General features: G+C 31.0%; 21 protein-coding genes and 1 pseudogene. 13 read left to right on the top strand and 9 right to left on the bottom strand.

Annotated elements, in window-relative coordinates:
• Positions 1–219 precede the first annotated feature (219 nt).
• The 11 genes from ACJDT4_RS02815 to ACJDT4_RS02765 all read left to right on the top strand — a co-directional run bounded on the left by ACJDT4_RS02815 (position 220) and on the right by ACJDT4_RS02765 (position 9,644).
• Positions 220–1,101: a hydrogenase small subunit gene (locus tag ACJDT4_RS02815; RefSeq protein WP_406786011.1), complete on the top strand. Its 882-nt coding sequence runs from the start codon at positions 220–222 to the stop codon at positions 1,099–1,101.
• Positions 1,102–1,121: 20 nt separating this feature from the next.
• On the top strand, positions 1,122–2,528 hold the full coding sequence (locus ACJDT4_RS02810) for a nickel-dependent hydrogenase large subunit (RefSeq protein WP_406786010.1): 1,407 nt from the start codon (positions 1,122–1,124) through the stop codon (positions 2,526–2,528).
• Entirely contained in the window at positions 2,525–2,965 is a 441-nt protein-coding gene (locus ACJDT4_RS02805) for a hydrogenase maturation protease (protein ID WP_406786009.1), read from the top strand. Before ACJDT4_RS02810 ends, ACJDT4_RS02805 begins: the two co-directional genes overlap by 4 nt.
• Before the next feature lie 11 nt (positions 2,966–2,976).
• A complete protein-coding gene (locus tag ACJDT4_RS02800) occupies positions 2,977–3,348 on the top strand; it encodes a cytochrome b5 domain-containing protein (RefSeq protein ID WP_406786008.1) in 372 nt (123 codons plus the stop codon).
• Between the two features lie 18 nt (positions 3,349–3,366).
• Positions 3,367–3,627: a hypothetical protein gene (locus ACJDT4_RS02795; RefSeq protein ID WP_406786007.1), complete on the top strand. Its 261-nt coding sequence runs from the start codon at positions 3,367–3,369 to the stop codon at positions 3,625–3,627.
• Positions 3,617–5,881, top strand: coding sequence for a carbamoyltransferase HypF (gene hypF / locus ACJDT4_RS02790; RefSeq protein ID WP_406786221.1), 2,265 nt, complete (start codon positions 3,617–3,619; stop codon positions 5,879–5,881). Before ACJDT4_RS02795 ends, hypF begins: the two co-directional genes overlap by 11 nt.
• A gap of 164 nt (positions 5,882–6,045) precedes the next feature.
• On the top strand, positions 6,046–6,264 hold the full coding sequence (locus tag ACJDT4_RS02785) for a HypC/HybG/HupF family hydrogenase formation chaperone (RefSeq protein WP_406786006.1): 219 nt from the start codon (positions 6,046–6,048) through the stop codon (positions 6,262–6,264).
• The gene (hypD, locus tag ACJDT4_RS02780; protein WP_406786005.1) at positions 6,257–7,318 is read left to right on the top strand and encodes a hydrogenase formation protein HypD; all 1,062 of its coding nucleotides are present in this window, start codon (positions 6,257–6,259) and stop codon (positions 7,316–7,318) included. The genes ACJDT4_RS02785 and hypD overlap by 8 nt, the downstream gene beginning before the upstream one ends.
• Complete coding sequence (hypE, locus tag ACJDT4_RS02775) at positions 7,315–8,316, top strand: hydrogenase expression/formation protein HypE (protein WP_406786004.1); 1,002 nt, start codon at positions 7,315–7,317, stop codon at positions 8,314–8,316. The genes hypD and hypE overlap by 4 nt, the downstream gene beginning before the upstream one ends.
• Positions 8,317–8,415: 99 nt before the next feature.
• Positions 8,416–8,994: a class I SAM-dependent methyltransferase gene (locus ACJDT4_RS02770; protein ID WP_406786003.1), complete on the top strand. Its 579-nt coding sequence runs from the start codon at positions 8,416–8,418 to the stop codon at positions 8,992–8,994.
• Between the two features lie 41 nt (positions 8,995–9,035).
• Positions 9,036–9,644 (top strand): DUF3267 domain-containing protein, encoded by a 609-nt coding sequence (locus tag ACJDT4_RS02765; RefSeq protein WP_406786002.1) that lies wholly within the window; start codon positions 9,036–9,038, stop codon positions 9,642–9,644.
• 29 nt (positions 9,645–9,673) lie between these two features.
• Here ACJDT4_RS02765 and ACJDT4_RS02760 read toward each other — a convergent pair.
• Positions 9,674–10,027 (bottom strand): annotated as a pseudogene (locus ACJDT4_RS02760) (flavodoxin family protein); the annotation flags it as partial.
• A gap of 128 nt (positions 10,028–10,155) precedes the next feature.
• Here ACJDT4_RS02760 and ACJDT4_RS02755 point away from each other — a divergent pair.
• Positions 10,156–10,809 carry a TIGR00266 family protein gene (locus ACJDT4_RS02755; RefSeq protein WP_406786001.1) on the top strand — a complete coding sequence of 218 codons (654 nt, stop codon included), beginning with the start codon at positions 10,156–10,158 and terminating at the stop codon, positions 10,807–10,809.
• 98 nt (positions 10,810–10,907) lie between these two features.
• Here the strand turns inward: ACJDT4_RS02755 and ACJDT4_RS02750 are convergent, their stop codons facing one another.
• The 7 genes from ACJDT4_RS02750 to ACJDT4_RS02720 form a co-directional block, all read right to left on the bottom strand.
• Positions 10,908–11,537, bottom strand: a complete 630-nt coding sequence (locus ACJDT4_RS02750) for an HAD family hydrolase (RefSeq protein WP_406786000.1) — start codon at positions 11,535–11,537, stop codon at positions 10,908–10,910.
• Between the two features lie 17 nt (positions 11,538–11,554).
• Complete coding sequence (locus tag ACJDT4_RS02745; protein WP_406785999.1) at positions 11,555–14,074, bottom strand: sigma 54-interacting transcriptional regulator; 2,520 nt, start codon at positions 14,072–14,074, stop codon at positions 11,555–11,557.
• Between the two features lie 386 nt (positions 14,075–14,460).
• Entirely contained in the window at positions 14,461–15,429 is a 969-nt protein-coding gene (locus ACJDT4_RS02740) for an SIS domain-containing protein (RefSeq protein WP_406785998.1), read from the bottom strand.
• Between the two features lie 60 nt (positions 15,430–15,489).
• A complete protein-coding gene (locus tag ACJDT4_RS02735) occupies positions 15,490–16,323 on the bottom strand; it encodes a PTS system mannose/fructose/sorbose family transporter subunit IID (RefSeq protein ID WP_406785997.1) in 834 nt (277 codons plus the stop codon).
• A gap of 18 nt (positions 16,324–16,341) precedes the next feature.
• Positions 16,342–17,103 (bottom strand): PTS mannose/fructose/sorbose/N-acetylgalactosamine transporter subunit IIC, encoded by a 762-nt coding sequence (locus ACJDT4_RS02730; RefSeq protein WP_406785996.1) that lies wholly within the window; start codon positions 17,101–17,103, stop codon positions 16,342–16,344.
• A gap of 24 nt (positions 17,104–17,127) precedes the next feature.
• Positions 17,128–17,598, bottom strand: a complete 471-nt coding sequence (locus ACJDT4_RS02725) for a PTS sugar transporter subunit IIB (protein WP_406785995.1) — start codon at positions 17,596–17,598, stop codon at positions 17,128–17,130.
• A 13-nt stretch (positions 17,599–17,611) separates the two neighbouring features.
• Positions 17,612–18,016 carry a PTS sugar transporter subunit IIA gene (locus ACJDT4_RS02720; protein ID WP_406785994.1) on the bottom strand — a complete coding sequence of 135 codons (405 nt, stop codon included), beginning with the start codon at positions 18,014–18,016 and terminating at the stop codon, positions 17,612–17,614.
• Between the two features lie 315 nt (positions 18,017–18,331).
• Between ACJDT4_RS02720 and ACJDT4_RS02715 the strand changes: the two genes are divergently transcribed.
• On the top strand, positions 18,332–19,630 hold the full coding sequence (locus ACJDT4_RS02715) for a hemolysin family protein (RefSeq protein WP_406785993.1): 1,299 nt from the start codon (positions 18,332–18,334) through the stop codon (positions 19,628–19,630).
• A 139-nt stretch (positions 19,631–19,769) separates the two neighbouring features.
• On the opposite strand, the gene ACJDT4_RS02710 is transcribed toward ACJDT4_RS02715, so the two are convergent.
• Positions 19,770–20,597 (bottom strand): hypothetical protein, encoded by an 828-nt coding sequence (locus ACJDT4_RS02710; RefSeq protein WP_406785992.1) that lies wholly within the window; start codon positions 20,595–20,597, stop codon positions 19,770–19,772.
• Between the last annotated feature and the right edge of the window lie 34 nt (positions 20,598–20,631).

Raw genomic sequence — 20,631 nt, 5'->3', positions numbered from 1 at the left:
ATATTAATGTTAAATGAACTGCTTGTCAACAAAATTCGACTTTTTTTGCAAACTTATTTTTCTTGGGGCAATTAATTAGTAAACCTATATTTTTAAATTGAAAAGTAGATGCAAAATTATTAAATTATAACCTGTGAAAAAATTAAAGTATACTGCATATTAAAATAAATTTAAATATATAAATAGTATATATGTATGATTAATTTGTGGAGTAATTAAATGGGTGTAAAGGATAGAAGTAAATGTCCAATGACTGAAGAAAAAGAAGTAAGTGCAAAAAGATTAGCTGAAGAAGCAGGAGCATTAATCAAGAGCAGACAGATAAAAAAGATAAATGCTATGTGGCTTGAGGTTACAGGATGTTCAGGAAATATAATTTCTTTTTTGAATAGCGAAAATCCAGGATTAGATTATATATTGAGTAAGCTAGTTAATTTAACATATAACAATACTTTGATGACTTCAGAAGGAGAATATGCTTTTAAGTCTTTTTTAGATACTTTAAACACTGAATTTATACTATTAGTTGATGGTGCTGTGTCTACTAAAGAAAATGGTGCCTACAATATAGTAGCTAATTATAATGGAAAACCTGTTACAGCCTTGGAGGCAGTGAAAATGGCAGGAGAGAGAGCAAAATATGTATTGGCAGTTGGAACTTGTGCAGCTTATGGTGGCGTTTCTTCTGCAAGACCCAATCCGTCCCTAAGTAGAAGTGTAGCAGAGGTAATAAACAGAGAAGTTATAAAACTGCCGGGGTGCCCTTGTCATCCAGATTGGGTTGTTGGAACCATTGCACATTTAGTTGCTTTTGGAAAGCCTAAGCTTGACAGCGAGATGAGGCCAATTTTATTTTATGGTTCAACTATTCATGATAATTGTACAAGAAGAGGATACTTTGATAGTGGAATTTTTGCAAAAAAGTTTGGAGAAGAGGGCTGTATGTTTAAATTAGGATGCAGAGGGCCTGTAACTAAGACAGATTGCCCAAGAAGAAAATGGAATGGATATGTAAATTGGCCGGTACAAGATAACACCACTTGCATTGGATGCGCAAACTCAAGATTTCCAGATGGAATGGAACCATTTGTAAGATATTAAGCTAGAGATAGGGGGAGTATATGAAAATAGTAATTGATCCTATAACCAGAATTAGTGGATTTTTAGAAACTAAGGTAGAAGTTTATGATAATACAATTACAAATGCTGAAACAAGCGGTCTTTTGTTTAGAGGTTTTGAAAAGATGCTTAAAAGTAGGCAACCGTTAGATGCAGTATATTTTACCGAAAGGATTTGTGGAATATGTTCTACAGCACATGCGGTAGCATCTACTATGGCATTAGAGGATGCATTAAAAATTCAGGTGGACTTAAATGATTTATACATGAGAGATTTAATCCATGGCTTTGAGTTTATTCAAAATCATTTGAGACAATTTTATAATTTAACGGTCCCAAGCTATGTGAAAATGCCAGAGATAAATCCACTTTACTCAAATCAATACAACGATTATAGGCTTCCTAAGGATAAGAATGAAATCATAGCAAATAACAGCATTGAGAGCATTAAATATAGCAGATTGGCTCATGAAGGATTAGCTGTACTTGGAGGGAAAGCTCCTCATTCCCATGGTATCTTTGTTGGTGGTGTTACAGTTAATATAGATTCCTATAAATTAGAAAAGGTTAAATCAATAATAGCTCAATTAAAAGAATTTATTAATATTATGTTAGAGGATATTGAGACTATTTCTAAATATTACGAGGATTATTTTAAAATGGGTGAAACCTACAACAATTTTATGAGCTATGGTGTTTTTGATCATTATATAGATCCAGAAATAAGCTACGTTAAGCCTGGAGTAATTATTAGAGGTAACAAAGAAAAATTTGATAAAAACAAAATAACAGAAAATATACTTCACAGCTGGTATGTAAGTGATAAACAAAATGAAGCTCCATGGGAGAATAGCATAGATGAGATTAATTTAGATAAAAAAGAAGCATATAGTTTTATAAAATCACCTAATTATAATGGATATCCTATGGAAGTAGGCCCTTTAGCTAGGTTGAAACTCTCTGGTGAGTACAATGGAGGAAGTTCATGCATGGATAGAAATATAGCAAGGGTATTAGAAACTAAAAAGATAATAGGAATTATGGAAGAGTTAGCAAAACGAATTAAATTGCTTCCAAGTAGTCAAAAAATTTATGATATTCCACAGGAAGGTTTTGGAGCTGGTTTAACAGATACTACAAGGGGAGCTTTGGGACATTGGGTTAAAATAGAAAATAAACTTATAAAGTATTACAACATAATAACACCAACGGTGTGGAACATGAGCCCAAAGGATGAAAAAGGCACACCTGGAGTTGGAGAAAAAGCTTTACTTGGAACAAAAATAAAGGATATAAAGGAACCTATAGAGGTTGGAAGAATTATGAGATCCTTTGATCCATGTGTTTCCTGTGCAACGCATTTGATAAGTGACAAATATGAACCAATTGATATAAAGGTAATAGTATGAAAGTTAAGGCTATTGCAATTGGTAATACGCTTATGGAGGATGATGGCGTTGCTATTGTAGTTTTGGAGAAAATTAAAGGGGAACTTATTAAGAAGAATATAGAGGTTATAATTGGAGAAACGGATTTTGGATACTCTCTTTCGTTAATAGAAGATGGCGACTTTATATTTTTTATAGATGCAGTTTATTATGGGAAAAAGCCTGGAGAAATAACCGTCATCTCATTAGAAAAATATAAAGGACAAAAGAAATATTATACTCAACACGACTGCAGTATTGTTGATTTAATGAAGCTTTACTTTAAAAATATTAATGGATATATCATAGGTATTGAGATAGGAGAGATTAGCTTTAAGTATGGTTTAAGCAATGTAATTAAAAACAATATTGATGCAATTTCAAATAAGGTTTTAAAGGAAATTACCTCTAGAATTTAGGAGGATTTGATATGCATAAAGAATTAAGAAAAATTGATTATTATACCTCTTGCATGCTGAAGACAGTGTGTCCATATCTAAAGGATTATTACGGAAAGCTTGTAAGAAAAGAAGTTGAAAAATTAAAAAATGATAATAGTCTAAGACAAAATGAAAGACAATTTACTTTAGAGGAATTATCAAAATACAATGGTGCTAATGGAGCTCCAGCATATGTAGCTGTTGATGGAATTGTGTATGACCTAAGTTTAGTCCCATCTTGGGGTGGTGGAACTCATTTTGGTTTGTATGCTGGAAATGATCTAACTAAGGAGTTTAATTCTTGTCATAAGGGAGGAGGGAAAATACTGGAAGGTCTACCTAAGGTAGGAGTAATTAAATAGTTGAAAGGGGATAGTTTTATGCATGATACTATATTATTAAGCAAAATATCACAAGGACTTGCTGAGTGCTGTAAACGAGGGAAAATTGTTAAGGTAAGCAAAATGGCAGTTATTGTAAATAAGGATAGCCATATAAATTCAAATAATCTATCGGAATATCTAAAAAGCTATAATGAAGATTTAATAGGTACTTCTACAGAGATAAAAATAGAAATTGGAGATTTGCCGGATGAAACTGCAATTATTAAAAATATAGAAGGTGACTTAGCTGAAGGATAACTTTAAAAAAAGATATTTAGTAAACATATATGGAATAGTTCAAGGAGTAGGTTTTAGACCATTTGTATATAATACTGCAAGGAAGTATGAAATTAAGGGCTGGGTGAATAACAATGGTGGAGCTGTTACTATTGATATAACTGGAACTGCGCCTAATATAAAAAAATTTATGCTTACAGTGGCTAAAAATCCTCCAAGCCCAGCAGTTATAAATAAAATAAGCTGTATATCTTTGGTTTATGTGCCTTATGATAATTTTAAAATTAGGGAAAGTTCTGATGAAATAGCTACAGAAAAATTTATACCACCGGATATGGGTACCTGTGAGGCCTGCGTTAGAGATATTATGAATAAAAAAGGAAAAAGATATAACTATGCATTTACAAATTGTACTAAATGTGGTCCTAGGTATTCCATAATAAAAAAGCTTCCTTACGATAGAGAAAATACAACTATGGAGCCTTTTAAAATTTGCAGCAGTTGTAATGAAGAATACCATAATCCAGAGGACAGAAGATTTCATGCAGAAACTAATTGCTGCGTAGAATGTGGTCCTTCGTTACTACTCATAGATAATTTGGGGAAGGTTCAAGAAGGCTTGGATATAATTGATGAAACCATTAAATTTATAAAAATGGGTAAAATAATAGCAATAAAAGGTATAGGTGGTTTTCATTTAGTTTGCAGCGGAAGAAACGAAAAAGCTATAGCCGAGCTTAGAAGCAGAAAAAGGAGACCAAGTAAACCTTTGGCCGTTATGATGAAGGATATAAATACAGTAAGAGAGTTTTGTGAGATAGGTGAAAAAGAAGAACAGGTTTTGCGAAGCAGAAAAAGACCTATTGTAATTTTAAAAAAGAAAGACCATATGAAGCTTCCAGAGAATATAGCACCAGGGCAAAAAAAACTTGGTGTTATGCTTCCTTATGCGCCATTGCATTTTCTGATGTTGGAGCAAGTAGATATGCTTATAATGACCAGCGGAAACATAAGTGGGTGTCCAATTGAATATAAAAATAAGAGTGCATTTAACCATCTTAAAAGTGCAGCGGATTATTTTTTAATGCACAATAGGGAAATTTATGTTCCAGTTGACGATTCCGTTGTAAAAGTATTTATGAGTAAGGAATGTGTTATAAGAATGGGCAGAGGATATTCTCCTTCAACACAGCATATTGATATAAAAGATAACATTGTCTCTTTAGGTTCGCAGGAAAAAAGCAGTGTTTCACTTTCTAAAAATTCAAATATATATACAAGCCAATACTTAGGCAAACTTGAAAACTTAAATTGTTATGAAAATTACCAATATGTTTTAAAGCATTTGATGAAATTGTTAGACGTAAAGCCAAAGGTATGGGTTTGCGATATGCATCCTTCTTACACTTCAAATGGATACAGCAAAGAAGGAATAAAATTAAGAGTACAGCATCATCATGCTCATATGGTTAGCTGTATGGCAGAGCATAATATTTCAGAAGAGGTTATTGGAGTTATATATGATGGGACTGGATTTGGACTAGATGGTAATATATGGGGAGGAGAGTTCTTTGTTGGCGATAGAGCGAGCTTTAAAAGAGTAGGTCATTTTGAGTATATAAACCTTCAGGGTGGAGATGCAGCAATAAAGGAGCCATGGAGATGTGCTGTGAGCTATTTATATCACTGTGGCTGCAAAAATAACTTTATAAAAAATATTGATGAGGATAAGCTTAATATGGTTGTACAGGCATTAAAGTCATCACTTAATTGCTATAAAGCTTCAAGTATCGGAAGATTTTTTGATTGCATAGCAGCTTTAATAGGTGTTAAAAATTTTATTACATATGATGCGGAAGCAGCTATAGCTTTAGAAAATATTGTAGATGAAGCTGTGGAAGGATACTATAAATACAAAATAAAAACCGAAGATAATATTTTTATAATAGGGGTTAAGGAAATTATTTATGGAGTGCTTTGTGATATAGAAGATAGGGTTAATAAAGCAGTAATATCATCTAAGTTTCACAATACTATTTCAAAGCTTACCTGCGATTTAGTTTTTAAGCTAACTAAAATATATAACATATCAAAGGTTGTTTTGAGTGGAGGAGTATTTGAAAATGAGCATTTGCTTAAAGCAGTATATGATGAACTAAGCCAAAGTGGATTAAAAGTTTTTTTTAACTGTAAAATACCAATAAATGATGGTGGAATTTCATTTGGGCAAATTGCGGCTGCAGCAGCAGTAATTAAAAAAAAGAGTACAGAGTAGAGAGTACAGTGAAGGATGATTTTGTGCCTAAGCAGAAAATTTTAAATTTAATGGCTCAAACCCGTAATATATAACTTTAAGATTTATATGACGTAAGGAGGATAAATCAACCTTCATTGCACTCTGTTCTTTGCAATCTGTACTCTGGAAGTGGGGTGATTAAAGTGTGTCTTGCAGTTCCAGGAAAAATAAAAGCTGTTAATAATAATATAGCTAGAGTTGATATTATGGGAATAGAGAAAGATGTTGATATTGAACTTGTAGAGGATGTTAATATAGGAGATTTAATTTTAATACATGCTGGTTTTGGAATAGAAAAAATTGATAGTGAATATTTTAATTATTTAGAAAAAGTATTTAAAGAGGAAATAAGTGATGGATAGAGGGAAAATTGTATTAAGCTTGGTTAATAAAATTAAAAATTCTCCTGTAGAGAAATTTAATATAATGGAGATATGCGGTACCCACACACAAAGTATATCTAAATTTGGTATAAGGGATTTACTTTATCCTAAAATAAATTTAATATCAGGGCCAGGATGTCCAGTGTGTGTTACTTCAGAGGGATATATAGATACAGCTATAGAAATTATAAAAAGAGAAAATGTTATATTAACAACCTTTGGTGATTTGATGAAAGTAAAAGGCAGTAGTGAAAGCTTGACGGAACAAAGACGAAAGGGTATAAAAGTGAAAATAGTATATTCTCCCTTAGATGCACTTAAAATTGCAGAAGAAAATAAGAATTTTGAAGTGGTTTTTTTGGCAATTGGGTTTGAAACTACTGCTCCATTAATTGGACTTGCTGTGAAAAGGGCAAAGGAAAATAATATCAATAATTTTTCTATTTTAAGCTGTTTGAAAATTATGAAGCCAGTCTTAAAAAGCATATTAGAGGATAGAGATTCTAAGATAGATGGTATTATATGTCCAGGTCATGTGGCAGTTATAACTGGAGCTGACTATTTTAAGTTTATTAAGGAAGAATACAATATTTCGGCAGTGGTAACAGGGTTTGAAAGCTTGGACATTGTAGCAGCTATTTATTTCTTAATAAATCAAAAAGAAAGTAAGTTTGAAAACTTGTACAGAGAATGTGTAACTTCCTATGGAAACTTGGTCGCAAAGAGAATTATTGAAGAATGCTTTTTTATAGGAGATTGCATATGGAGAGGAATTGGTAAGGTTGAAAATTCAGCTCTATATTTAAATAAAAAGTACGAGGAATTTGATGCATTAAAAAAATTTAAGCTTTTGATAAAAGAGAAAAAAGAAAATAGTTGTGTATGTGGTGAGATTATATTAGGGAAAAAACACCCAATTGATTGTGAGTTCTTTGGCACAAAGTGTACACCGTCTCATCCAGTTGGGCCATGCATGGTATCTTCAGAAGGTTCATGTGCTATTTATTTTAAATTTGGAGGTAGAAACTCATGAATGAAACAATTGAATTAATTCATGGTGATGGTGGAAAATATACGAGTGAATTAATAAAAGGTATTTTTTATAAACATTTTAATAACAGCATATTAACTAGTGGAATAGATTCTGCTTTACTTACTGTGGATACTGGTAAAATGGCTTTTACTACGGATTCATTTGTTGTAAAGCCATTATTTTTTTCTGGAGGAAATATTGGAAAACTTGCAGTTTGTGGAACTGTAAATGACTTGGCGGTGTCTGGAGCAAAACCTCTATATTTAAGTGCAGGTTTTATAATAGAGGAAGGGTTTTCAATCGAGATTCTTGATTTAATAGTTGAAGAAATGGCAAAGCAATGTAAACTTTCTGGGGTTAAGATTGTAACTGGGGACACAAAGGTAGTTGAGAAAGGTTCAGCAGATAGAATATTTATAAATACTGCTGGAGTTGGTGTTATACAAAACAACTATGAAATGAAGAAGATTGAAGCTGGAGATAAAATAATTGTAAGTGGAGATGTAGGAAATCACGGTACTGCTATAACTCTTGAAAGATACAACATAGATGTAAAAAGTCATATTAAAAGTGATTGTGCTTCAGTTTGCCCAATTGTAGAAGCAATTAAAGAATATTATCCCTGCATAAAGGTAATGAAGGATCCAACTAGAGGTGGACTTGCCGAAATATTAAATGAAATTTCTGATATAGCAAAGCTTGGAATAAGACTTGTTGAAAAAAATATTCCAGTTTTAAGAGAAGTAAAAGGAATAAATAAAATGCTTGGATTAGATCCTCTTTATATGGCCTGTGAGGGAAGAGTTGTAATTGTAGTGAAAAGTGAAGTGGCCGAAGAGGTTTTGCATAAGCTCCAAAGTTTAAAACAGTGTCAGAATGCTAGTATTATAGGGAGTTTTACTGAGGATTTAGAACAAATTGTTTATATAGAAAATTCTTTTGGTGGAAAAAGAATTTTAAATACTTTAGATGGAGAGATGCTGCCAAGAATATGTTGAAGAAAGTTCTGGGGAAAACTTTATAAAGTTGAAAAAAATAGTATAATAAAATGAAGAAATAATTTGCAGTTCTGGACAACATAGTTGGAGGAATAAATCGTGGATAAAAATATAATTGGAGTCAGGATTAAAGATATTGATATGAAATTTAGAGTTGAGCCTGAGCTTTTTTCGCCTAAAGGTATTGATAAAGGAACCTTAGCAATGCTTTCAGTAATAGATTTTGAGAGTAGTGATAAAGTATTAGATTTAGGCTGCGGGTATGGAGTAGTAGGAGTTTTAGCAGCAAAAATTATAGGTGCCTCTAATGTAGTTATGTTAGATAAGATGAATGCGGCAGTTAAATGCGCAAAAGAAAATGCTATATTAAATGGAGTGCCTGAGGTTAAGATATATGAAAGTGATGGGCTTAAGGATTTGCCTGAAAAAGACTTTACATTAATTTTATCTAATCCACCATATCACGCAGATTTTAATGTTCCAAAAGAATTTATCGAAAAGGGTTTTAATAGGTTAGTTATTGGTGGAAAAATGTATATGGTTACTAAGAGGAAGGAATGGTACAAAAATAAGTTGATAGCCATATTTGGTGGAGTGAAGATATGGAAAATAGAAGATTATTTTGTGTTTATGGCAGTGAAAAAAGATAGTCACTATGCTGAGGCAAAACACCGTTAAAATCTTTCAAGTTATGCATCTATATGAAGTGGGGGGAAAGTATGAAGTTTGCTAGAAGAATACCTCAGGGGGATAAAAATATATCGGAAGAATTGCTTAAGGATGGCTGGAAAAGATTAAAAGAGCCTAAAAGTTTAGCAATTGCTGTGTTAGCAGCTGTGCCTATTATGATTATATGTGGATTTATTAGTAATTTTATTGTTACTAGATTTTATAATCCCATAGGAAAAATTATTGAAGAAAGATCTTTTTCTTTTACTATAAGTATTTTTGATATTATATATTTTATTTTAGCAATGCTTGTATTGGTCATAATACATGAATTGCTGCATATCATGTTTATGCCTAATTTTGCAAGGTCTGATAAAACTTGTTTTGGTATTACATTGCTTGGTGGTTTTGCTTATACATCAGAAAAAATATCAAGAAGCAGATTTATAGTTATTTCTATTATGCCAGTTGTAATAATTTCTATTGCTTTTCCAGTTATTTTAGGTGTTTTTAATGGATTTAATGGATTGATTGCATTTTTTATTATTTTAAATGCAGCATCTTCTGCTGTAGATATTTTAAATTTAATTCTTATTTTATTTCAAGTACCTAAAAATGGATATGTTATTAATAATGGAGCTGAAACTTATTTTAAATAAGCTTCAGCTCCATTATTAATTATTTATTTTTATAAGTCGATTTTTTTAATCCAGTTTCTAACTTCCTCATTATCAAAATTACTCATGGCTGCAAATCCAGAAAGGACTGTTGATTTTGGACATTCTTTCTCAATGTTAATTTGAATTTGGCCTAAGCCACCACCGCCATGAGTGCAAAATGGAATAATTGTTTTTCCTTGCAAATCAACGCTTTTTAAAAAACTTAATATGGGTGGAGCAAATGATTTAAACCAATTTGGAGTTCCTAAAAAAATGTAATCATAGGAAGCAACTGATTCATTTCCGGATAGTAATTTAGGACAATAGCCTATCTCAATTTCATGCCTTACTTCCTTTGCTGCTGTATTATAATTAAAGGCGTGCAATAAATTATAGTTGAGTTAATTATATCATTAATTTTAAAATAATATTTTTTCTTATAAATATTGAAATGTAGTATAAAATACTATATAATGTGATTAAAATAATTTTATAAATGGGAGTGGGTATTATGGCAATAAAATATGAATTACTTTATGGACATACTAATAAATTACTTAAAATTAACGCTGAACGTGGTGATAAAATTTTGATGGAAGCTGGAGCAATGGTTGGAATGAGCCCAACTTTTGATATAAAATCAAGAGCTGGAAGTTTAGGAAGAGCCATTGGAAGATTATTTTCAGGAGAATCTATGTTTCAACAGGAATATACAGCAAATGATAACGGTGAAGTTTTGCTTGCACCTAAATATTTAGGAGATATACAAGCTGTAGAAATGGATGGAACAATAAAATATAGGCTTGGAAAAACAAACTTTTTAGCATGTACAGATGGTATAAAGCTAAATATAAAGTCAGGTGGTGGAAAAGGATTTTTATCTGGAGAGGGTATAGTCCAAATTGAAGCAGAAGGTACAGGAGTACTTTTTGTAGCTGCATATGGTGCTATACATGAGAAAGTTTTAGATTACAATGAACAGTATATAGTAGATACAAACCAGCTTGTGTTATGGAACAGTAATATGGAATATAGTGTTGAGCTATCAAATGGTGTTTTAGGTTCAATAACTGGAGGAGAGGGCTTGGTATGTGTGTTTAAAGGACCAGGAAAAATATTTATGCAGACGAGAGATCCTTTAAATATGGTAAGTAGAAGTAAATAACTATAGTTAAACTATTTATGTTCAAAAGCTCAAATTTTCAACGGATTATGAAAAAGAGAGATGTGGCTCAAAACTCTCTCTTTGTTTTGTAGACAAGTCTATATTATTGAAATTAACTCTAATAAATCGTTGATTTTATAGTCTGCTTCAGATTGATCAACGTAATAATCCTTTTGTACTAATGCTGCTACTGTTAAACCAGCTGATTTTCCAGAGCGAATTCCGAGCTTTGAGTCTTCTACAGCTATAACCTCTTTTGGAAGTGATTTTAAAGCACTAACGGCTAGAGTGTAAATTTCAGGATCTGGTTTGCTTTTTTTACATTCTTCTCCGCTTATTACAAAGTCCACATAAGACTTAAGCTGACATTCTTCTAACATTCTTAAAATTTCATTTTTGGCTGAAGATGAAGCAATAGCTATGTTTATTTTTTTACTTTTTAATTCTCTAAATAGTTTTTTTACAGAAGGATTTAATAGTTTTGGAAAATATGCTGGATGTTCGTTACAATATTTAATGTATTTTTCTTGTAAGGTTTTGCGTATATTGGCGTCACCCGGAATCAGGACGTTCCAAATCATTGAATTAGTGAGTCCTATAAAATCTTCAATTTTTTTTGAACCTGGTTTTATTTTTAGTTCATCAAAAAACTGCATTCTTCTTTTAAAGTAAAAGTATTCGGTATTAACTATAACACCATCCATATCAAAAACAACTGATCTTTTCAAAATATTTACCTCCAAATTTAATCATTGAATACAATATCACAAATTAGGCGAATTTCTAAATCTGAAATTTTTATAGTGTATTCTTTTTCAATTTCACTAAAGGAAAAGTGAATTATCTCTAGTTTTCTTTTTTCTTTTTGTATAAATTCTTTAATGTCTTCCTGCATGTCAACTTCTTCTTTGCGAAGGATTCTCTCTACCATGCAGCAACAATGAATGTATAATAAAAATCGCTTATTATTAGATAGTTTTATGTCAAACCTCTCTTCCATTTTATCAACAGCATCTTGTACAAAAGTTAATACTTTATTTACATCCAATATTGTTAATTTTTCAATAATTCTTTTTAATGAAAACTTAAAAACTAAGTCTTTTTTTAGCTGTGTTTCATTGACTTTAAAATTACAATTTAATATGTTAATAAAATCCTCAATATCCTCTCCACTGATTAGATGATCCAAACCAATATAAGGAATTCCTTCAATCCCAGGATCAGCGGTTCCTATAATAGCTAGTACATCATAAATTTGAAAGGGCAGCTCCTTTTGTTTGTTTTGCTTCAAGCTATGATAATCATAAGGAACAATTGAAACTAAAGGACTTGAATGATTTAAACTATTGTGTAGTATTTCCTGAATTTGAATAGCACTTCCCATTCCTGTATAGCAGCAGGTTAGAATTGCTTTTTTCTTTTTTTCTACTGGATAAACTAATTGTTTGTTAATTTTAATGTTTTTTAATATTTCTTCATTAATCTCATTAATGTTTTTTCGCTGCAAAAGTAAACTGCCAATTTCTAAGACTAGCGGTGTAGAAACAAAATCTATTAATAATAGAGGACCCTTAAGTTTGTTTTTTAATCGAACGCTAAGTTCAGAGAGTGATCCCATATCCACTAATAAAATTAATCCTTTTTCTATGTTGTTATTATCAATAAAGTCTAATACCTTATTTTCAATATCATTAATTGTAGTATCAATTGGCATATCGATCGCTTGAAAAAACTTTTTCTTTAACATTCTATTAGCTATATTTGCCATACTACTCGCTGTTGAATAGCCGTGAGCTAGAATAATGCTCTTTATTTCATTTTTAACGTCCTGTATATTTACACTATTTAGATAGAAAGAAATTAGAATTAGATCTTCATCTAAAATTGGAAAATCTAATCTCTCGCTTAAGTGTGCCAGCATGCGTTTAGCTAGCCATAAAGAGTTTCCCATATGCATATCAATAAATGTAATAAGTTTTGGGCGAATACTATGCCACTCAGTATGATTAATTAAAATTTCCTGTTCTTCTTTAAAATAAAGCAAGTGCGCTATTGATAGAATTTTATTTCCATCTTGCTCAAAGCCATAATTTTCCTCCATGTATTTAAAAGTTGATTTAATATTAAAGGTTAATATAGAAAATAAGGATTCATTACTATTTATTTGTGAATTAAATACTAGGTCATCTAACAAAAGATTAACATTATTCATCATATCATTGATGTAGTATTCAGTTGTAATTTTGCCTAACTCTAAGCGCTTAAATTCATTAACAAACTGAAAATAAGTCGCTCTAAGATTTATCTGTTCTTTGCTGTTAATAGTTAGTAAGTTGGGTTGTGTATAATCGTATATTTTATCCTGATATCTATTGGATATTTGATGATACATGCTTTCTTTTAATTGTTCAGTACTACCAATTGGTAAATCAGAAATACGAACTTTAATTATTTTTTTATCCTTCATCTTTGCGTAGCTGCTGCCGCAGCTGTATTTTATAATATTTTTTATTTTTCCAACATTACCTTCAAAATTGCTAAAGAGCAAGAAAGAAATTACTTGTTTAGAAACCTGAATAGTGTGTTTTAATATTTTACTCTCTTGTAGAAAAAAATCGTCAATCAAGTGGATTTTTTCTTGCTTAGGTCTTTCTGAAAAACTAGGTATATTTATAATAACCGGCAATCTTCGAATAAATGTAGGTAAAAAAGTGGATTGGATAGATTCAGTGGTGGCAAAAATTAATCTCACTTTTGACGTTTTTCTAATGCTATTATCGCCAATTGGAGAATATTCACCTGAATCCATAAATGTAAAAAGTTTTTCCTGTCCTTCTTCAGTTAACCTATGCACCTCATCAAGAAATAGGATTCCTCCATTAGCATTTTCGAGTAATCCTTTTTTATCTTTATCTGCTCCTGTAAACGCTCCTTTTATATAACCAAATAATAAACTCGATAATAGCTCTGGATTATGATAATACTGGGCACAATTTAAGGAAATAAAGGCGGAGTTTTTATCAATAAGTTTTTGTTCTAAACAGTAATTATAGATGCACCTTGCTAAATAGGTTTTACCTGAACCACTAGGCCCTAAAAGCATTATAGGAAGACCATTTTCTGGATAAAGTGCAGCAGTTTTTATTTGTTCTATTTGTTCTTTTAAACTTCCTTTTGAGCCAATTACACTACTTAGGGTATCTTTTTTTTGAGATTTAGGGTCTTCATTCCATAAGTCCTCTAAAGTTTCATATTCGTTGTGCATTGGTAAAAAATAAAGATTTGAAAAAGTTTGTTTATCTAAGAAGATTACAGGGTATTTTTTGACCTTTATAATTGTACCTTGTTTTACTTTTTTATTAAGATAGCTACTAACAGTGCTTCTGTTTAAGCATACTTTTTCTGCAATTGAATTGGCAGAAAAATTTTTAATGTTTTTTTGATTAAATTCTTTAGTTATTTCTTTTAAATAATTAGATATATTTACCCCACAATAAACACACCTCCTTATAGCAAAAACTTGTCTTTTGTGATTATTGGGAAATAATATATATTATACTAAATAGGGTCATTTAATCATAATTATCATTTATTGTTTACATTTACTAAAAAACAAAGAAATCGACAATATCGATTTCTTTGTTTTTATTTCTAATATTGTAGTTTCCACATATATCTTCTTTTAGTTAATGGATGCTGACGCGCATAAGAAAGTTGTTCAGCGTATACACGGAATACTGCTGTAATTAACATTGGATTGAAGTAATCAATAACAGTTTTTGGAATTGCTGAAGATAAGCCATAATCTAGAGCATCTACAACTGCTGTTTTTGCTTTGAAACGTTGTAAGAAGGTTAAAGCACGAGCATCAATTGGACGGGTGCTTCCATCATTCATTAGTAAAATAAATGGGACATCTTTATCTACAATTTCAAATGGTCCATGGAAGAACTCTCCTGAATGGAATGTTCCAGAATTAATCCACTGCATTTCCATCATTAAGCAAATTGAAGTGGAATAAGCAACTTCAGTAGTAGCACCACTGCTCATGACATAAATTTGAGGGGCATCTTTATATGCCTCAGCAAACTTTTTAGCATCCAATAAGGCCGCTTCTGCAGAAGTTTGTGCTAAATCATAAATTTTACTGAAGCCAGTTTGCATATCTTCATAGTATTTATAACCTTCAAATTGTTCAAGAATTTCTACTGATAGTTCAAGAGCATAACCCATCTTTTCAAGTTTTGCAGCGTAGTTTTCAGAAAAACGATGACAAATCACATAGTCAGAATTCTTTGTAAGAGGAGAATTAGCTGAATGTGTTAAACAAATTACATGAGCACCAAGCTCCCTTGCTTTACCAGCGGCCTTTACAGTTTCTGGTGTAGTGCCGCCTAAGGATGCTGTGATTACAATAGAAGTATTATCTACCGCTGCTGGTGTTGCATAATTAAATTCATTAGCTGTATAATGACTAACACGTATATTTTTTGCGTTGCTATCTAAAAAATATTTTGCTGGATATAATTCTGCCTTTGAAGCACCGCAGCCTACAAAGATTACACTTTTAATTTCTTTCTGTTTTTCTTTAATTTCTTTAATAATTTGTTTTGAATTCATTACAAATCCCTCCTAAATGTTTTTATATATAAGATATTCTTAAAGAATATTAGCTTAAGCTTATTTAAAAATTCCAAGTGCACTGAGAACAATTCCACCTAAAATACAAATAACAAGCATCCATCCTGTTGAAACTTTCTTTTTTAAAAGCCAATACATAAAGAAAGTTAATCCTAATGGAATAATTTGTGGAGCAATGCTGTCTAATACAGTTTGTAAAACAAATTTACTACCATATTTGATTGGCGTTGTTATTCCAATCATACTTGCCATCATTGATCCTATAACCATTAAACCTACAACAGAACACATGTACATTACTTTGTCCATAAGACCTTCATTATAAAGTTTTGTCAGATATTTATTTCCCATTAGATAACCAATTTTACCGCCGTAATAAGTAACAAGATATGACGGAACAATGGAAATAAGCATTGCTAAAATAGGACCTAAAATACTTCCTTGCTTCGCTAGGTTGATACCTAATCCAAAAGCTAATATACGTATAGTTCCTTGAAAAAAGGAGTCTCCAATTCCAGATAGAGGACCCATAAGTGAGGTCTTTATTGCACTAATTGAGTCAGGATTGAAGTTTTCTTTGTCATCGTAATATTGTTCTTCCATTGAAGCAGTTAGGCCTAGAACAAAGGAACTTGTTTGAGGAGTACAGTTATAAAAGGCCATATGACGTTTATAAGCTTCCTTCTTTAATTCATCATCTTTTGGATCCTTATAAATATTGTCTAATATAGGAGCAATTCCATAAAGAAAACCCATATTCATTTGTCTTTCATAGTTCCAGGAATCTTGAATTGCCCAAGAGCGCCATAAAAATTTTCTGTATTTCCACTTGTTTGGATCTTTTGTTTTTGTTACTTCTGGTGTGGTATTCATTATAATCCCCCCTTATTATTAAAGATCTAATGTGTCCTTAATCTTGTTATTGTTATTGAATTTAATTTCAGCTAAAACAAAAGCAACTACACAAGCAAAAATTGCAACACCAGTTACGCTTAATTTTGAATACGCTGTAATGAAGAAACCAGTAAGTAAAAATGGAAGCATTTTTTTAGAAAGCATAGTTGTAAGTAATAAAGCAAAACCATAGGCAGGTAAAATTTCACTTGCTAGAGTTAATCCATTTGTTAACCATGAAGGAATAGAGTTTACAATGTTTTTAACTAAGTCTGTTCCAAAATAAGTTGCTAAAAAAATAGGTATAAAGTACATTAGCGAATATAAAATAGTTCCCCATAGAATGTGTATACTGCACGCTTTTTTGTATTCACTTTTTTCAATAAATGAATCAGCTGTATGAGTTAAATTAGATAGAACAGTTCTTAATAGTATTCCAATTAATTGCCCCAATACTGAAATTGGAACTGCAATAGTTAAAGCAGCCTGAGGATTTGCTTTTGACAAAATGGCAAAGGCAGTAGCAATAATAGAAGCCATATTCATGTCTGGCGGTGCAGCAGCACCTATATTTACAAGACCAAGTGACATCAGTTCGAGTGAAGCACCAACCATTAATCCTTTTTGAAGATCGCCTAATACAATTCCTACTAGTGTACTAACTATCAGTGGTCGCTCTAAGTTTGATCTACCTAAGAGCCTTGAATCTAGAATGCATATTATACCAATGATGCCTAATAGAAGTGATTTAATTAACATCTTATTTACCCCCTTTATATATTTTTATATTTTAGATGTTAAATCTTCTTTTTTAGAAGTAGGTACTTGCTGCATATATAGTGTAATCCCCATTTGCTTTAGTTGCTTTGATTCTTCTAGTTCATCATCATTTAAGAAAATAGCATTGCTGTATTTTTTAGAATTCCTTTTGTTAGCAATTCCACCATAATTAATTTCAGTAATTTGAGGATAACCTTTGCAAAATTCCAGGGTTTCTTTAGTTCCCCCAAACACAAGCATAATATTTTCACTTAGCTTTTCAACCTTTTCAATTTTTGATAGTAATTGTTCTACTGAAAAGATGTTCAAGGTTACCCCAACAGGTTTTGATAAATTCAATGATATTTTTTTGAATTCATCTTTAGCAGTTGCATTATCTACAACAATAATTCTTGAAATACCTAAACTTTTGGTCCATGAAAAAACTACTTGTCCATGCAATAAACGATGATCAATTCTAACTAATTTAATCATAAATTTCCCTCCATTATTGTTTATATTGTTTAAGCAATTGATTGCAATCAATTATGCTTTGCTTACTTTCATCAACAATTTGTTTTAAAAGTTCTTCTGAAATTTTATTTGGCTGAGTGATAAGTGAAATAACTAAAGACAAATTCATTCCTGAAAGAAGATGTATTTTAGGATAATCTTTTAATAAAGACATCATTGCATTATTAACACTTCCACCAAAAATATCAGTTAAAATAAAAATGTCATTTTGTATATAGTTTTCCTTAACTAATTTTTCTACTTCATTTTTAATAGATGTATTTTCATCTCTATAGGATGAAAATGCTTTAATCATGGATACATCTCCAATAATCATGCTTAAGGTATCTTTCATACCTTTTGCTAGTCCACCATGGCTAGCTAAAATAATATGTGTCATTACTTAAAACCTCCTTTACCTTATGCAATTTAATATAGCAATAATTATGCCAAAAAATAGTGCGCATAAGGTAATGCTGAAATATTAAGCGTTAATAGAAAAAATAAAAAACAAAGCAACGGTTGTATCTTAAAAAAACTAAGTGTTGGAAAAAGTGTTGAGTGATTAATAAATTTAATTAAGTTGCAAGTCTTTAATTAGGCATAACATTTAGTGAGAAAAAATAAGTAATATATATTTAAATAAGGTAGAATACTATAACTACATAATAAGTTGAATTTGCATATTTAAATTTTTATGAGAGGGACATAGCAAATGATTATTTTAGTGAATATCATAATAGTGCTTCTACTTGTTTTTATGAATGCATTCTTTGTTGCAACAGAATTTTCAATGGTTAAGGTGAGAAAATCAAGGATAGAAACACTTGTGTTTGAAGGAAGTAAAAATGCAAAATATACTCTTAGAGTGGTCAGCAAATTAAATTCATATTTGTCTGCCTGCCAGCTTGGAATTACTTTGGCTTCTTTAGGCTTGGGTTGGGTAGGAGAGCCAGCTGTTGCGAGTATGCTTATGCCTATATTTCATTTATTTAATATTTCAAGTGCTGCGGTTCATTCTATTTCAGTTATAGTAGGCTTTATAATTATAACTGGCTTCCATATTGTACTTGGTGAACTTGCACCTAAATCCTTAGCAATATTGGGTACAGAAAAGATAGCGATGTATACAGCACTGCCGCTTATAACTTTTTATAAAATAACCTATCCTATAATGTGGCTTTTTAATCACAGTACGAATTTAGTTTTAAGAGCATTCGGTCTTACTCAAGTGGAGGAGCATGAAGAAGCACATACAGATGAAGAAATAAAACTTCTCGTAGAAGAAAGTTATAAGCATGGATTAATTGATCAAACCGAACTTACTTTTGTTGATAATATATTTGATTTTTCAGAAAAAACTGCTAAGGAAATAATGATACCTCGCACTGATATGGAGTGTATATTTATTGAAGATTCTCTGGAAGAAATAATAGAAACAACTTTAAAATCACAGCTTACAAGGTATCCTGTATGTAAGGAAAGCAAAGATAATATAATTGGATTCATACATATTAAAGATTTATATAGACAAAAAATTGAAGGGAATAATAAAGCCATTAAGGATATTATTCGTGAGATTAAATTTGTTCCGGAGTCTATATCCATAAGTGAACTTTTTAAAGATTTTCAAAAAGAAAAAATGCAAATGGCAATAATAATTGATGAATATGGTGGAACCTCTGGCCTTGTGACAGCAGAAGATATATTAGAAGAAATTGTGGGGGAAATACAAGATGAATTTGATGAAGGGGAAGGAGAGGAAATAAATAAAACTGGAGATGGAAATTATATTGTGGATGGAAAAGTTATCATTGATGATATAAACGAACTTTTAAACATTCATATTAATGAAGAAAATATTGATACTATAGGAGGATGGATTTATTCAAGGCTAGATTCTTATCCACAGATTAGTGATAAGATTAGCTATGAAGGATATGAATTTACAATACTAAAGTGCAATAGGAAAAGAATTAGTAAAATATTAATTAATAGTATTTCAGAACATTAAATACTATTAATTAATATGGCGAAGTTTTGAACTTTTTATATTGATAAAGATAAACCACTCTGAAACTTGAAATTTATTTGTACCAAAATGCCGTCCTCTGGGCATTATGATGCACATGAATTTCAATAGTTGAAGCGGTTTATCTATATTTATAAATTAAAAGTTCGCTTATTATAGTAGTTATCATATCTGTTGATATTCTTATTAAACACTGTGGTAATGCATCAAAGCCTACAATTACAATCATGAAGAAAACATATATTGACCAATTGCAACCAAAAATCAAAAAAACATATCGGCATGTACTACTTATTATACTCCCAGTTCTTGACATTGGGTTCAGAAAATAAAAAGCAGCACCAAAAACTCCTCCCATTAAAATGCTCCACACAAAATAGCCTGTTGGAGATTTTGGAAAGATTGTTGCTATACCTAATTTTAAAGTAATATGTCTGCCAACTGTGAATATAACAGAAAATATAAAAATATATAATAATAAAATCCGTAATTGAAAATGTGGAGGAGTAACCTTATCGTTATCATTGCTAACATATTTTGATAACAATAATATGAGAATAACTATCGGAATTAAATCTGTAAGCCCAGTCCAGGTTTCAATAAGTACATTGCTGAAAAACAGTGCAGACATTTCATACATACCCATCCACCAAATAGCTCCAATTGTAAGCCCATATGTTAGAGCTTTAGTTTTCTTATTTCCATGTAAGTTATTTTGAAACTTTAAATAGATAACAGTAATAACTGTGTAGGCTATAATAAAAAATATAAATGCTGCTCCTGGAAAGGTTATAGTTTCTGCAAGTATATTTTTTGAATGTTCAAATGCTGTTCCTTTAAAACTTAAATTTTCAGAAATTGGTATTGCATGAAGCAGCATTGCAATGCAAATGCATAAAAAAACTGTAAGCAATATTTTAGCTTTTTTGTATTTGCCTTCTTTTCCCATAGCTTTATGTCCTTTCTGTATTATAGATATAACA

Source organism: Clostridium neuense (assembly GCF_045310695.1).
In the GTDB taxonomy this organism is placed as follows: Bacteria; Bacillota; Clostridia; order Clostridiales; family Clostridiaceae; genus Clostridium_S; species Clostridium_S neuense.
The sequence above is the reverse complement of the archived record's forward strand: the minus strand, read 5'-3'. Positions and strand labels throughout refer to the sequence as shown.

What these genes read in the sequence shown, in the direction of transcription:
- ACJDT4_RS02815 (WP_406786011.1), top strand. Translation starts at nt 220, where the DNA reads ATGGGTGTAAAGGATAGAAGTAAATGTCCAATGACTGAAGAAAAAGAA.
- ACJDT4_RS02810 (WP_406786010.1), top strand. Translation starts at nt 1,122, where the DNA reads ATGAAAATAGTAATTGATCCTATAACCAGAATTAGTGGATTTTTAGAA.
- ACJDT4_RS02805 (WP_406786009.1), top strand. Translation starts at nt 2,525, where the DNA reads ATGAAAGTTAAGGCTATTGCAATTGGTAATACGCTTATGGAGGATGAT.
- ACJDT4_RS02800 (WP_406786008.1), top strand. Translation starts at nt 2,977, where the DNA reads ATGCATAAAGAATTAAGAAAAATTGATTATTATACCTCTTGCATGCTG.
- ACJDT4_RS02795 (WP_406786007.1), top strand. Translation starts at nt 3,367, where the DNA reads ATGCATGATACTATATTATTAAGCAAAATATCACAAGGACTTGCTGAG.
- hypD (WP_406786005.1), top strand. Translation starts at nt 6,257, where the DNA reads ATGGATAGAGGGAAAATTGTATTAAGCTTGGTTAATAAAATTAAAAAT.
- hypE (WP_406786004.1), top strand. Translation starts at nt 7,315, where the DNA reads ATGAATGAAACAATTGAATTAATTCATGGTGATGGTGGAAAATATACG.
- ACJDT4_RS02765 (WP_406786002.1), top strand. Translation starts at nt 9,036, where the DNA reads ATGAAGTTTGCTAGAAGAATACCTCAGGGGGATAAAAATATATCGGAA.
- ACJDT4_RS02755 (WP_406786001.1), top strand. Translation starts at nt 10,156, where the DNA reads ATGGCAATAAAATATGAATTACTTTATGGACATACTAATAAATTACTT.
- ACJDT4_RS02745 (WP_406785999.1), bottom strand. Translation starts at nt 14,074, where the DNA reads ATGCACAACGAATATGAAACTTTAGAGGACTTATGGAATGAAGACCCT.
- ACJDT4_RS02740 (WP_406785998.1), bottom strand. Translation starts at nt 15,429, where the DNA reads ATGAATTCAAAACAAATTATTAAAGAAATTAAAGAAAAACAGAAAGAA.
- ACJDT4_RS02735 (WP_406785997.1), bottom strand. Translation starts at nt 16,323, where the DNA reads ATGAATACCACACCAGAAGTAACAAAAACAAAAGATCCAAACAAGTGG.
- ACJDT4_RS02730 (WP_406785996.1), bottom strand. Translation starts at nt 17,103, where the DNA reads ATGTTAATTAAATCACTTCTATTAGGCATCATTGGTATAATATGCATT.
- ACJDT4_RS02725 (WP_406785995.1), bottom strand. Translation starts at nt 17,598, where the DNA reads ATGATTAAATTAGTTAGAATTGATCATCGTTTATTGCATGGACAAGTA.
- ACJDT4_RS02720 (WP_406785994.1), bottom strand. Translation starts at nt 18,016, where the DNA reads ATGACACATATTATTTTAGCTAGCCATGGTGGACTAGCAAAAGGTATG.
- ACJDT4_RS02715 (WP_406785993.1), top strand. Translation starts at nt 18,332, where the DNA reads ATGATTATTTTAGTGAATATCATAATAGTGCTTCTACTTGTTTTTATG.
- ACJDT4_RS02710 (WP_406785992.1), bottom strand. Translation starts at nt 20,597, where the DNA reads ATGGGAAAAGAAGGCAAATACAAAAAAGCTAAAATATTGCTTACAGTT.